The sequence below is a fragment of the Bythopirellula sp. genome, from assembly GCF_041737835.1.
Lineage (GTDB): Bacteria > Planctomycetota > Planctomycetia > Pirellulales > Lacipirellulaceae > Bythopirellula.
In genome coordinates this window covers 262,387-275,415 of sequence record NZ_JBGSQY010000072.1, presented here as the reverse complement: position 1 = coordinate 275,415, position 13,029 = coordinate 262,387, and the positions used below count along the sequence as shown (strand labels likewise).

Annotated in this window: 13 protein-coding genes; 6 read left to right on the top strand and 7 right to left on the bottom strand. The window is 55.7% G+C overall.

The window, feature by feature from the left end; translation table 11 throughout:
• The first annotated feature begins 233 nt into the window (after positions 1–233).
• On the top strand, positions 234–614 hold the full coding sequence (locus AC6T8Q_RS20465; RefSeq protein ID WP_500680847.1) for a hypothetical protein: 381 nt from the start codon (positions 234–236) through the stop codon (positions 612–614).
• Positions 615–801: 187 nt separating this feature from the next.
• Positions 802–1,200: a hypothetical protein gene (locus AC6T8Q_RS20460; RefSeq protein WP_496920453.1), complete on the top strand. Its 399-nt coding sequence runs from the start codon at positions 802–804 to the stop codon at positions 1,198–1,200.
• Positions 1,201–1,236: 36 nt separating this feature from the next.
• Here AC6T8Q_RS20460 and AC6T8Q_RS20455 read toward each other — a convergent pair whose 3' ends face one another.
• From AC6T8Q_RS20455 to AC6T8Q_RS20445, 3 genes are read right to left on the bottom strand one after another with little or no spacing between them, the layout of a single operon-like run.
• Complete coding sequence (locus AC6T8Q_RS20455; RefSeq protein WP_496920452.1) at positions 1,237–1,608, bottom strand: response regulator; 372 nt, start codon at positions 1,606–1,608, stop codon at positions 1,237–1,239.
• A gap of 17 nt (positions 1,609–1,625) precedes the next feature.
• Entirely contained in the window at positions 1,626–3,308 is a 1,683-nt protein-coding gene (locus AC6T8Q_RS20450) for an outer membrane protein assembly factor BamB family protein (RefSeq protein ID WP_500681017.1), read from the bottom strand.
• A 48-nt stretch (positions 3,309–3,356) separates the two neighbouring features.
• The gene (locus tag AC6T8Q_RS20445; RefSeq protein ID WP_500680846.1) at positions 3,357–5,627 is read right to left on the bottom strand and encodes an outer membrane protein assembly factor BamB family protein; all 2,271 of its coding nucleotides are present in this window, start codon (positions 5,625–5,627) and stop codon (positions 3,357–3,359) included.
• A 900-nt stretch (positions 5,628–6,527) separates the two neighbouring features.
• Here AC6T8Q_RS20445 and AC6T8Q_RS20440 point away from each other — a divergent pair.
• Both AC6T8Q_RS20440 and AC6T8Q_RS20435 read left to right on the top strand, forming a co-directional pair.
• Entirely contained in the window at positions 6,528–6,917 is a 390-nt protein-coding gene (locus tag AC6T8Q_RS20440) for a hypothetical protein (RefSeq protein WP_500680845.1), read from the top strand.
• 57 nt (positions 6,918–6,974) lie between these two features.
• On the top strand, positions 6,975–7,457 hold the full coding sequence (locus AC6T8Q_RS20435) for a hypothetical protein (protein ID WP_500680844.1): 483 nt from the start codon (positions 6,975–6,977) through the stop codon (positions 7,455–7,457).
• Between the two features lie 140 nt (positions 7,458–7,597).
• Here the strand turns inward: AC6T8Q_RS20435 and AC6T8Q_RS20430 are convergent, their stop codons facing one another.
• Positions 7,598–7,996 carry a FliM/FliN family flagellar motor C-terminal domain-containing protein gene (locus AC6T8Q_RS20430; RefSeq protein WP_500680843.1) on the bottom strand — a complete coding sequence of 133 codons (399 nt, stop codon included), beginning with the start codon at positions 7,994–7,996 and terminating at the stop codon, positions 7,598–7,600.
• Between the two features lie 207 nt (positions 7,997–8,203).
• Here AC6T8Q_RS20430 and nadA point away from each other — a divergent pair, with 207 nt between their 5' ends.
• Entirely contained in the window at positions 8,204–9,340 is a 1,137-nt protein-coding gene (gene nadA / locus AC6T8Q_RS20425) for a quinolinate synthase NadA (RefSeq protein WP_500680842.1), read from the top strand.
• Positions 9,341–9,369: 29 nt separating this feature from the next.
• Here the strand turns inward: nadA and AC6T8Q_RS20420 are convergent, their stop codons facing one another.
• Positions 9,370–10,065 (bottom strand): hypothetical protein, encoded by a 696-nt coding sequence (locus AC6T8Q_RS20420; RefSeq protein WP_500680841.1) that lies wholly within the window; start codon positions 10,063–10,065, stop codon positions 9,370–9,372.
• Between the two features lie 202 nt (positions 10,066–10,267).
• Here AC6T8Q_RS20420 and AC6T8Q_RS20415 point away from each other — a divergent pair, with 202 nt between their 5' ends.
• The gene (locus tag AC6T8Q_RS20415; RefSeq protein ID WP_500680840.1) at positions 10,268–11,089 is read left to right on the top strand and encodes a 3-keto-disaccharide hydrolase; all 822 of its coding nucleotides are present in this window, start codon (positions 10,268–10,270) and stop codon (positions 11,087–11,089) included.
• A 47-nt stretch (positions 11,090–11,136) separates the two neighbouring features.
• Here the strand turns inward: AC6T8Q_RS20415 and AC6T8Q_RS20410 are convergent, their stop codons facing one another.
• The gene (locus AC6T8Q_RS20410) at positions 11,137–11,823 is read right to left on the bottom strand and encodes a hypothetical protein (protein ID WP_500680839.1); all 687 of its coding nucleotides are present in this window, start codon (positions 11,821–11,823) and stop codon (positions 11,137–11,139) included.
• Positions 11,823–12,942, bottom strand: a protein-coding gene (gene prfB / locus AC6T8Q_RS20405) for a peptide chain release factor 2 (RefSeq protein ID WP_500681016.1) whose coding sequence is annotated in 2 segments (ribosomal slippage) — positions 11,823–12,872 and positions 12,874–12,942 — 1,119 coding nt in all. Because the reading frame shifts where the segments join, the coding sequence is not laid out codon by codon here. Before prfB ends, AC6T8Q_RS20410 begins: the two co-directional genes overlap by 1 nt.
• Positions 12,943–13,029: the final 87 nt, after the last annotated feature.

The following is a 13,029-nucleotide window of genomic DNA, read 5'->3' as shown; positions in this document are numbered from 1 at the left end:
TACAAAGTAATTCTACTCCAAGGAAGGGCGATGTGCGTCGATTTTTGCTTGAGTTTTTTCATTTGCAAACTGCATACCAAAACAATCTTTGGCAGCCAGCAATCATGATTAGGCGGTAAAGCAAATAATATGCCCAAGCATTCGCTTTCGCTGGCCGGTCTTGTCCGTTCAGAGTTTTCTTGCTACAAGTCGCTCCCCAAAATCCGATCGGCCCAGGAAGGCAGGAACGCGATATGAATCTTTCAAAACAAATCACCCGCAGAGCGATCTTTGGTGTTGTCCTGGTGTCGATGTTGGGCGTGGCTTGTCTCGAAGCCCAACAGCAACCCCCGCAGCCCCCGCCGGCACCGAGCACGATTGACGGGCGGAAGATGCCGCTCAGGTTGATGCTCACTCTCGGCCTCAAGGCAGTAACCAAAGAGGACTATGCGTTCATCGATATGGTCGTCCTTAAGGTCGATGAAGGAGTTTTGCCCCGCGCTTTGGTGAACAGCACCTTTCTGTGGGCACGGGAAAGAGCGAACCGCGAATCGCCCACGATGGCGCTGCGGCCGATCGTTTACTTTCGCCCGGCCACACTTACGGCCGCCAAGCAACTCGGCATCAAGCTCTAGCCGCCGCTGCGCACGCGAGGCAATTTGGGAAGCGTGTAACGCGCCTCCAACGCCGTAAAAATGCCCTGGGAGCATCGCGCGCCTGGGTAGTAGCCAAGCGATAGCAAATCGGGTATCCTGTCGAGCTAGGATTGCCCCTTCTGGGTACTGACTTACCCGTTAAGGATTTTTTTAGGCGAGCCGGACTATGGCCAAGAAGACCAAAAAAGTCGTCAAGAAGACCGTCAAGAAAAAGGTTCCCGTGAAAAAAGGAGCTCCCGTTAAGAAAAAAGTGGCCAAGGTCACCAAAAAGGCCGCTCCTTCTGAAGGCATCAAGAAGAAGGTTAAAAAAGTCAAGAAAGCGGTCGTCGCTGAAGGCAAAAAGGCGGCCCCTGTCAAAAAGAAGGTCGCCAAGGTACGCCGCAGCTCGTCGAAGGTGATTCGCTTGAAGGCCTATTGGGGCGTCTTCAATCAATCGCTCCGCCGCGTGGCTTTGTTTGAGTTCAACGAGCGCAAAAAAGCTGACGACAAGGCGACCGAACTCTCGAATAACGCCAAGGGCACACCGCACTTCGTCATGCCGGTGAAAGAAGCCATCGAAGGCTAATTCTATTTCGTTTGAGTTTCCGTGGCCGCTCGCGGCTTAGCGCAGAAACTTTCCAAGTTTCTCCACCGTCGCGGCATCACCAAACTCAAGCTTCCCAAAGCCTCGTTCCGCGCCCAATTCCACTGCAGCGTCCTGATGATCAGCATAATTGGTGATTAGCATCACAGGTGTTTGCTGAATCGCCGGGTCGGCTTTGATCTGTTTCAGGATTTCGCTGCCATCTGAATAGTCCTGATCCAACTTGCGATTGATCAGCACGAGCGCGTAATCTCCGCCGCGCAATTTTTGCAGCGTATCATCGGGGCCATGCGCTTGGTCAACCGTGCAATCGAAATTCTTGGTCAGGAACCGCGAAATCGAACTGAAATCAGGTCCGCAGTTTCCCACGTCCAACACGCGTTTGCTCATCTCATTCACTCCGGCCACTATTTTCCGTCGGGAGTTATCGCAAACAAATGCGTGCGATTGCAGACATACAACACGTTGTCGGCCACGATCGGCGTACTGTACACGCTGTTGCCCATGTCTTGCGTACCGTAAAACGGCTCGCCATCTTCCATCGCCACTTCGGGATCGTCCGAGTGACGGAACACGGCGACTTCTCCATCTTCATCGCCGATGTAGACTTTGTCTTCGACGATCAAAGGCGAACCCCAAGCCGCGGCAAGCATATCGTAGGACCAATGCGGCTTGCCTGTCTTGGCGTCGAGGCAATGGAACAGACCGCTGAAATCGGCGATGTAGAGAATCCCATCGCGAATTGCCACGGTGCCGACCGTGCGGTGCATCGTTTCTTCAAAATCGACTTTGTTGTTGCCGTCGCGGTCGACTTCACTGAAATGCCAGACCACGGCGGAATTCGGATTGGGCCGCGTGAAATCCCCTTCCTCGGGCACCACGGCTTGGAGTCGCTTATGGGGGATGGTTTTCTCAGGATCGGCTTTGTTGAAGGCGAGTTCCGCGCTCACGTCGCCGCGTTTTGTGGGATCGATGCACCACAGGTGCCCCACCCCTTCGCCATGCTCAGGGTCCTCACCCACGCCGACGTAAACCAGTCCATCGTAAATTACGGGCGTGGCGATGATGTGATTGCGCGTCGCGCGGTTCAGGCTGTAGTGCGATTCCTTGGGATTGGCATCGAACCTCCAGAGCAGTTTCGCTTTGCCGTTTTCACCTTGGGGATCGAAGCTGTAAACCCAGCCATCACCACCCGCGAAAATCACTTGGGGTTGTCCGTCGAACACACCATAAGTCGGCGAAGACCATTGGCCGTGCAGAATGTTGAGTCCCGGCGAATCGTCGGTCCACAAAATCTTGCGAGTGTTCTTATCCATGACGAAGAAGCTAGGAGCATCGGGGGCCGGGATATAGTTGTGTTCCACGTCTACGCCGTTCGACGTGTTGATGAACAGCAAATCTCCCACGCCGGTGATCGAACAGCTTGCCATGTTGTGCTGCGAGACGCTCATCTCCTTCATCATGTCGAAGCTCCATACGACGTCGGCTTCTTTGTCCATGTCGTAGGGTTTGCCCGATTTTTTGATGATCTCTTCTTCGTTGGTGACTTCGCCGTCGTTTTCACCATCGTGAAAACCTTCAGTATCGAGACAAGCGACTTCTCCCCGACTGGTGACGTAATACAGCCGGTCTCCTTCGACGTAGGCGCTACTGCAAATACCTTGCAGCGGCCAATCATGCACGCGGCCTGTGGGAAGCTTTTCGCTACTATGTTGCCAGAGGAATTTGCCGTCTTTAATATCAAACGCCACCAAGCAGCCTAAATCGACATCAGACGGATAGCGTTCGATCCAACCGCCGGAGTTATTCGTGCCGACGAAGACTTTGCCATCCGCCACAACGGGATTGCCATAGGTTTGCGAACCGAGCCTGGCGACCCATTTGATGTTCTTGGCCTTGGCCGGATCCCATTCTCCGGTGCGGTAGTCGAATTTGCCGACGTTCCACTCGGTGACAATATCTTTGCCAACGGGCACATTATTGCGTTCGGGCGTGCCGCCCCATTGATTCCATTCCTTGTTGGGTTCACTGGCGGGTGGCGTGGCCACGTCGCCCACGGCATCGAGCGCAACGCCGACGCCTAAACCCATCACAAGGGCTAATGCACAAAACTTCCAAACATTTTTCATGACAAATCCTTACTCGTTGGCAAAGACTTTGATGTTATCAACAGACAATTCCGCCGTTTCGGTCTTGCCGAACAAGCCGGGACTCCCCTGCAAGTTCGGCGACTTATCAACCATTTCGACGGTCCATTCCTTAGGTTCCTCTTCGCCACGCGGCCAGAGCTTGCCGAGCACTTTCACGTCGTCCTTGCCCGGCTCGACGCGCAGTTTCATGGTGTACCACTTGTGGGATTCCGGCTCGAATTCAACCGCGGCAAACGTGCGATGATCATGCGGACTCCAGCTGTAAACTCGCAGCTGCTTGCTCATGGGCCGAACAGACAATGTGTAGGTGCTGTTAATCACGCCGAAGTCTGGCAACCGATCATCCAATTCATCCAACACGAAATCTGCCTGAATTGTATAGTCCGACAGATCAATGGGACCCATCATCATTTGGCTGCGGGTGCCCAATTTGTTGTTGGGATTCTTGGGCGTGGGTAACAGATTCTTCTTGGTGATGAAGCGTTCGCCATCTTTTTCGTTGATTACATAGCGAATCCGCCCGCCGATCCAGGTGAGGGGCACTTCCCCTTCCGCAAAATCGAACTCCCAAGGCAGCGGCGGCACGACGCGTACCCGAGCCGTCCCCGTGAGATCGCCGACTTTACAGTTCACGAGAGCCACCTGATGTTCGTTTTCTTGGGGTGCCGTGAATTTTCCGTCGGCGCTTGTGGTTCCAGCGCCATCGACGCTGAACTCGACTTCGCTCGCGGGAACTTCTTTCAAAAATTGGCCGAGCGAATTGAACAGCCGCACCTTGTAGTCTTGCGTTTTACCCGGGGCCAAGATCACATCGTACGGCACGACCTGCACCTGTGCCGGCTTTTGATCTTCGGAGACTGGCTTTTCCTTAGGCCACTCGGGGGCGGGGGTCGAAGTCGTTTTGGCGTTCGGATCACCAATGCAATAGAGCGCTCCCGAAGTTGGCAGATAAATCCGCCCATGCGAAACAATAGGTGAGCCATCCACATCGACGTCATCCAGCCGTAGCTTTTGGAGAACTTCCACTCCGTCTTCAGTCGGTTTGAGTATGTAAAACCGGCCGCTGTTGTCGGAATAATAAATTTTGCCGTCGGCATAAAGTGGCGTGCTACGCGAGGCCGCTCCGAGCCGTTCGTAGCCAACTTGCTCGCCTGAGTTAGCGTCAAAGATGTATAACTTGGCACGGTCATCGACCACATACAGTCGGTCGTCCACGATCAGCGGTGAGCTTTTGCCAGCCATGACTTCAAATTGCCGCCAAATTTCTTTGCCCGTCAGATCGCCGCTCATCGAACCGTCGAGACAGACAACTGAGCCCATCGTATTGCCGAACGTGTTTTCTTCGCTGTGTGAAACATAGACGCGGCCTTTTTCGTCGACCGTTGGCGACACGCTAATCCCCATCCGCGAGAAGGGGAAATGCCAGAGCGGTTTGCCGGTGCGGGGTTGCATGGCCCAGATTTCGCCATCGCCTGAGGCAAAGACCATCACTTGCTGGCCGTTGATGACACGGATCGAGGGGGTGCTGTAGGTCGTGTCGTACGGAGCGAGCCCCGTGCCGCTGAGCCAACGAATTTCGCCGGTGGCTTTGTCCATGCCGAGGAACCGATGGGCCGGCACGGCGAGCCGTCCGTACTTTGGTTCATCTCCCCAACCAACAATCACCGCGCTGGTGATCACTTGATCTTCAAACACGAGCGGAAAGTTGGTACGGCCGCCGTAAGTGTTGATTAATCCCAGTTCTTCTTGCAAGCTGCGATCCCAGACCAGCTCGCCAGTATCCCCTTCCAAGCAACAGAAGTAGCCCGACACGCTTTGAGCATAGACGCGACCCGTTTCGGGATCGCCCACGACCGACGACCAACCGACTCGTGTGTCGGGGACTTCGCAAAGATACACATTAAAACTGTGTTCCCAAATTTTCTTGCCGGTCTCGGCATCGACGCAAACGACCTTTTCCCGTTCGACTTCGCTGCCGGGATTATCGCGGGTAAGCGTATAGAGCTTGCCGTTCATCACGATGGGGGTCGAGCGGCTGCCCAATTCTTCGTTCTTCCAAATGAGATTGCTCCCCTCGCCCCCTTCGGGGTTCCACGAATCAACGAGCCCTTGCTCGGTGGAGCTATTATTTTGCTGCGGACCGCGCCACATGGGCCAATCCAACGGATCGGCGGCGTTGGCGTAGGAAACCGTCAGCAATAAGCAGCCCAAGAAAGAAAGCCAAGGAAGTGGGCCCAGGGGCCAGCGAAGCAGATTCATAACAGATCTCACGCGTTGAATTGCTAGATCGTAAATGTGGGCGTCAACAATCGCCCAGGCGTTACAGTTTGCCAAGGACGGATTGCTAATGGGCAATCGTAGGAAAGGAGGGAGTCGTAGGGAGGCCAGGAATTCGAAGATCGTGCCCGGGGCTCGATCAGATGCTACTACGGTGAGTTTAACGATTGTGTTCCCTCTGCCGAAAAGTTGCACCTGGGCGATTAAGTGTCTTTTTCGTAATCCCGTCCGCCGCCGGCGGTCAGAATTACGATTTCCCCGGTGAATTACGCCAAGATAACACAATCACAGAAAGTTCCAAGGCGTGGATTGCGGCTAATCGCTGTACGGAGAATCGCTACCTGAGTTTAGGTCTTCCTGGACGGCAAAGTTTGCCTAACAGTTGTTCTAACTCAGTTCGTGAAAATTACTTCCGTGAACTCAAGCGTTTCAACACGCGTCGCCGATACGTGTTGATGTCGCAAGCAAAACATGAACAGTTGAGTTTGCGACTCACCATAGTTGGAAGCGTCTACACCGGTCTGTTTTATTTCGAGTCATGGATTGGCTCGACTGATGTTGACGCCTGACCGTGGGGACACCCGTTAGACCCACCTTGACCCGCCTCCGACCCAGCAGGGTCCCTGCACACTCCCGCCTACCAAACCGCACACGGGCTCACGCCCACGCCAGCGTCGCAACGACCAACCCAGGGAGGGTGTGGCGATCTCAGCACCGGACTACGTCAGGTAGTTTTGCGCACGTCCCCTACGAATAGGAGATGTCATTCGATGAAATGGAACATGTTAGGAGCGCTCGTCTTCAGCGTTTGTTTGGCTAGCCAAAGCTTCGGCTACGGCCTGCTCGACGCCATGCTGGGATGTGGCTGCGGATGCGATGCCTGTGATTCACAGAGCTGTTGCGAAAAGTCGTGTGGTTGTTGTGATCCAGGATGTGGTTGCAGCGATCCAGGATGTGGTTGTGCCGATCCTTGCTGCGGCGATGATGCTTGTTGCGGTGCCGACAAAGGCTGCTGCGACAGCGGATGCTGTGGCAAGAGCAAGGGCTGCTGCAAGCGTGAATGCTTGTTGCACCGCTTGTTCCAACGTAAGGGTCACTGCTGTGATCCAGGTTGCGGATGCGATGATTGCTGCGACCCAGGCTGTGGTTGTGAAGACCCAGGTTGTGGTTGTGCCGATCCTTGCTGCGGTGACGATGCCTGTGCCGGCGACAACGGTTGCTGCGATTCGTGTGGCAAGTCGAGCTGCTGCTGCAAGAAAGCTTGCCTGCTAGATCGCATGTTCAGCCGCAAGTGTGGCAAGGGCTGCTGTGATCCAGGTTGCGGATGCGATGATTGCTGTGACCCAGGCTGCGGTTGTGAAGACCCAGGTTGTGGTTGTGCCGATCCTTGCTGCGGCGACAACGCTTGTGACAGCGGATGCTGTGACAGTGGCTGCAACAAAGGTTGCTGCTGCAAGAAAGCCTGCCTCTTGGACCGCTTGTTCGGTTGCAAGAAGGGCTGCTGTGACCCAGGTTGCGGATGCGATGATTGCTGTGACCCAGGCTGTGGTTGTGAAGACCCAGGTTGTGGTTGTGCCGACCCTTGCTGTGGCAATGGTGGTTGCGGTGACAACTGCTGCGACAAATGCGGCAGCGACTGCTGCGACGGCGGATGCTGTGATTCTTGCACCGGTGGTGCCAAGATGGAAAAGAAGGAAGCTGCTGCTCCTGCTCCTGCCGAAGCTTCGGCTGAGCAAGAAGAAGCTGCTCCAATTCCTCCCGCTCCTGCTGCCGATCCGAGTGCTCGGATTGCCCAGCCCCGCAAGGTTGTGAGCGCCAGCTTCGTTCGCTAAGCAACTGCGAAAAAGTTGAATCCCCCTCTGAGGACCTGCCTCGGGCTTTCGGGCTCGGGGCAGGTTCTTTTTGTTTTGAGAGACATTAGCCGCGATGCAGCGCATCGCAGGGACGATCCATTAACCAGCTTGGTTCGGCCGCAATTTAAGAAAGTGTTCCTCGGGGAGCGTCATCTGCGTGACGCGGAAGCCAAACTTGTCGCCGACTTTCACGGCTTCCCCTTCAGCCACTTGTTGATCACCCACGAACAGGTGCAACTTCTCATCGCAAGACTTGCTGAATTTGATAATCGTGCCGGGGGCGAGCTCCACCACGTCCTGCACGCTTTCCTTTTTCACCGCCAGCACGACCCGGACGGGCACGTTGATTTTCAACAGGCTGCGCGTATAGCTCGGGAGTTCCGAAAAACTACGGGCGCGCACCATCGCTGGAAGGCCGGTTCCGGCGGCTGCATCAGAGGCAGCACCCGTGACTTCAGCAGTCGCGTCTTCAGGGTTTTCTGTCGCCGTGTTACTCATAAAGTCATTGAATCCCCATGCCACGGTTTTTAGCCCGCAGCGCATCCGTAGCAGTTATCACCATTATCGGACCGCCCGCACGGCAAACTTTGCCCAGTCTGCAAGGTCGCAAATTGCTGGCAAACGAGCTTACCTGTCTTTCCCTGTCTCGCTCTTCTATAATGGTTTTTTCGTGCTGGCATCCCTGTCCCCCCTGTAAGCGAGCCCATGGCAACCCTGCTGGAAGCCCCCCATTTCGATCTGCAGCCCTACAAATCGCTCTCGAATGAAGAGTTGCAGCAACGCATCCAAGCCGTCCGCGACGAGCTAGGGCCGAAATTGCTGATTTTGGGCCACCACTATCAGCAGGATGAAGTCATCGCGCTCGCCGACCTGACCGGTGATAGCTATCAGTTGAGCCAAATGGCTGCGGACAGCCGCGAGTGTCGGTTCATCGCCTTTTGCGGCGTCCATTTCATGGCCGAGACGGCGGACATCCTGGGCAACCGCCCCGAGAAGTTGGCTGAACGTGGCGGCGAGCGAATTCGTGTGATTTTGCCCGATCTTGCTGCCGGTTGTTCGATGGCCGACATGGCCGGGATTCACCAGATCGAAGATGCCTGGGAACAACTCGGCGATGTGCTCGATACAAACGACATCACGCCGGTCACTTACATCAACTCGGCGGCAAGCCTCAAGGCGTTCGTCGGTCGGTATGGTGGCATCGTCTGTACGTCGAGCAATGCCAAGGCCGCGCTCGATTGGGCCTTTGCTCGAACCAGTCGTGTGATGTTCTTTCCTGATCAGCATCTCGGCCGCAACACGGCCATCGGCATGGGGATCACGCTCGATCAAATGCCGGTATGGGATCCGCATGCCGAGGAACTTGGCGGCAACACGCCCGAAGCCTTGCGCGCGAGCAAGGTGTTGTTGTGGAAAGGCCATTGCAGCGTGCACCAAATGTTTCGTCCTGAGCACGTGAACATGCTTCGCGAAAAGCATCCGGGCATCCAGATTTTGGTGCATCCGGAATGTCCGCGTGAAGTGTTCGAACTCGCCGATGTTTCGGGTTCAACGAGCAAGATCATCAAAACAGTCGAAGCCGCCCCGCCGGGAACGAAGTGGGCCATCGGCACCGAATTGCATTTGGTTAATCGACTCAAAGAGCAACACCCAGAGCAAGAGATTCACTTCCTGTCGCCCGTGGTCTGCATGTGCGCGACGATGTATCGCATCGATTTAGCGCACTTGTGTTGGACCTTAGAGAATCTCGCCGCGGGAACGCCCGTCAACACGATCGAAGTCGATCCCGAGATCGCGCACTGGTCGCTCGTGGCGCTAGAGCGGATGTTGGAAGTGCGGTAAGGACCTGGAATCAGACTTGATCGCCGGTCCTACGCCGCATCCTTTTCGCGGCAGTAGGCCACCATCGCGTCGATGCTCATCCCCGACTTGTCGATCTTCACGATGCCACCCTCAGCTTTCGCTGGCGAGGCCGCTTCAGCAGCTGGGGCCTTGGCAGCGGGTGCGGGTTCTACCTTCGGTGCCGGTTCACTCTTCGCAGCAGGTGCTGCGGCCGCGCCACCCTTGGCAGCCGCGATCATGTCAGCCACCGACATCTTCGCCCGATCCACTTTGCCAGGCGAGCCTGCCGGAGCAGCCGGTGCAGCAGCGGGCGGTGTAGCAGGTGCTTCCTTCTTCGCGGCAGGTGCCGCGGGAGCAGCCCCTGCACCCCCCTTGAGCTTTGCAAGGATATCCGCGGTTGAAGGTTTGCCCGCGGGGGCAGCTGCTTTAGCAGGTGCCGCCTTGGCCTCCGCAGGCTTCGCTTCCGCCTTCGGCGCTGGCTTCTTCTCTTCCTTGGCTTTGGGCAGTGGTTTGTCGACCACCTTCAAGAATTCGAGCTCGATGTCGTACCACCCAATGTTCAGGTGATAGTCAAGAAACTCAACAAGCGCGCGGCCGCTCATGTTGACGGTCTTCACCTGACCCACCACGTCGGCAAACCGTGCAAGTTCGGGCCGTTGCGGGTCGACCACCACGTATTTGTCGGTGTAATCCTGTTTGATCTTTTCAATGTTCGGAAAGACCATCGCTGCTGCGCACTCCTAAATCACAAAACCTCGGCGGAAACCGGACAGAACCGCAAATTGTCCCCAAAATCGGCGCCCCTGGCAATGGAGTCGGCGGCTTTTCCTTGCGAACGGTCGATTCGTTGTTGATAATCGTGCAGGCCGCACGTTGGGGCGGCGAAAACTCCTGTCTTTCCAAGTTCTTTTCGAGGCACCGTTCAAGATGCACCGTTCTCGATTTCGCTACGTTTTGCCCTGTCTGGCCCTGTTCGCAGCGAGCGTGTTGCACGCTCAAAGCGTCGAATACCTCCCCGGCATCCAATGGCCTGAGCCCCCGGTAGTGACCCCCGGCGAAAATTCCGCGGCTCCGCCATCGGATGCAATCATTTTGTTCGACGGCAAAGATCTCTCGGCCTGGGAAGGGGCCGACAAGTGGAAAGTCGAAGATGGCGAGGCGGTCATCGGCGAAGGGGGGATCAAAACCAAGCAAAAATTCGGCGACATGCAGCTCCACATCGAATGGTCCGCCCCTGTGCCCGCCCAAGGCGAAAGCCAAGGCCGCGGCAACAGCGGCATTTTCTTAATGGATAGCTACGAACTTCAGGTGCTGGATTCTTACGAAAACAAAACCTATCCCGAAGGTCAGGCGGGCTCGATTTACAAGCAGACCCCCCCGCTCGTGAATGCGATGCGTCCGCCGGGGCAATGGAATGTTTATGACGTGGCCTGGACGGCACCTCGATTTAACGAAGATGGTTCGTTGAAGTCCCCCGCCCGCGTCACAGTCTTCCAAAACGGCGTGCTCGTGCTGAGTAATTTTGAATTGAAGGGCAAGACACATTGGCATCAACCGGCGGGTTACGAAAAGCACGACGATAAGATGCCGATCTCGCTGCAAGATCACGGCAACCCCGTGCGCTATCGCAACATTTGGGTCCGCGAGGTCGTGTCGCCAGAAGGTAAGCAAGCCGAGCAGCCCTCCTACATCGACCACGCGACGGGCAAGACTTGGAAAGAGGGTGAGGAACCACCCCAGCAAGATTGATCGCCTTGATGTTGAGCTACGGGCGCGAGTCTCGCGATTTTTTTCCCTCAAGCCCAGATGCCGTAACTCCATTGCACGGTGGCGGGATACTTTTTGTCACCGCTCTGGGACGTTGATATTTTGAGTTGGTGTGCTGGCTCGCACACGAGCAAGCACTTGGGATCGGGATCAAATCTCAGGACCTCGCGGTCGGCATTCGCGCCGAAGGAAACCGCTTGATGATCTTGCCATCGCACTTGGCACGTCTGGCTTGGCTTACTCAGATTATCACCAAAATATTCGACGACTTCCGATTTTGTGTAGACCGTGGCCAATCCCACGACATCCTCTTTGAGACGGCAGGCAATATCAAAGAACAAAAATTGAAACGCCGGGATGTTGGGATTGAGATGAGGCGCATTGAGACCATACCGCGTATTGAACCGGAATTTCTCGTTGTCAGGCAAATCGCCCGGTCCCCGCGACGTGGCATCGCCCACTTCCACACTCATCGACCAATGGCAAGGTCCATTGGCACCCGTCAAAAAGATATTCTTGCCTTGCTGATGAAGTTCCGTGAAGCAAGGGAGATGAAGCTGATTTGGATTCTCGCAGGATTGGAACACAGGGATGCGTTCGTTGCCGACCAACAACCAAATTCCGTGCGAGAAATAATCACCAACTTTTTCGAATTCAACGCAAATGTGTGCCGCTGGGCCGCGCGCTTCTAAAGTCGTTTTACTGGATGCGGCCACTACTCGTCATCCTCATCTTCGATCGGTTGGCCGGCACGCCAGCGGAGGACCGAGTCCAGAAATCCTTGGATATCGCCGTCGAGCACCGCGTGAAAGTTCCCCATTTGGAACTTCGTGCGGGCGTCTTTCACCCGTTGATCAGGGTGTAAGAAATAGTTACGAATCTGCGAGCCAAAGCCCGTCTTGGCCTGCTGCTGATATTTGATCGCTTCTTCGGCTTCGCGTTTTTCTTCTTCGATCCGTGCCATCCGCGCCCGCAACATTTTCCACGCGGTCGCGCGGTTCTTATGTTGGCTCCGTTCGTTTTGACACTGAACAACGATGTTGGTTGGAATGTGCGTCAGACGGATCGCGCTCGAAGTTTTGTTAACGTGCTGTCCCCCTGCCCCGCTCGCTCGGAAGGTATCTTCGCGAACATCCTCGGGATCGATCTCGATCGCTACCGAGTCAGCAACTTCTGGCGAGACATCAACGGCCGCAAAGCTGGTCTGCCGTTTGCCTTCGCTATTGAACGGGCTGATCCGCACAAGCCGATGCATGCCTGTTTCGCCGCGCAGGTAACCGTAGGCCATTGGCCCGCGGATCGTGATCGTGGCGTTATTGATGCCTGCTTCTTCGTTATCCTGGCGGTCAACGAGTTCCACGCTGTAGCCATTCTTCGAGGCCCACTGGGTATACATTCGTAGCAGCATCTCGGCCCAGTCGTTGGCATCGGTCCCACCGTCACGGGCGTTGATCGTCATGATCGCCCCCGCCGCATCATGCGTACCGCTCAAAAGTGCTTTGAGTTTGAGGTCTTCGATGATTCCTTCGAGGCGAACGACTTCACCGGGAACTTCGGCCGCGAAGGATTCATCCTCTTCGGCCATTTCCAGCATGGCCTTCAGATCATTGCATGACAGCAGAGTTTCGTTGAGCGGCTTCACGATCGAATCGAGCGACTTGCGCTCCATGAGCGTGGCTTGCGCTTTTTCTTGGTCGTCCCAGAAACCGGGGGCCGACATTTCGGCGTCGATATCGATCAGCCGGTGAGCTTTGCCAGCAACGTCAAAGAGAGTCCCGCAGCTGGAGAATTGCAGTGCGGATCGCTTCGGTGCGATCGTACCATTCCTTTTCCAGTGCCATCGGTGGGACTCCGTCGATATGAATATGAAACAATGTGGGAACGTGGCATTATAAGCAATTCCTGGCCAAGGGCGGTAGCCC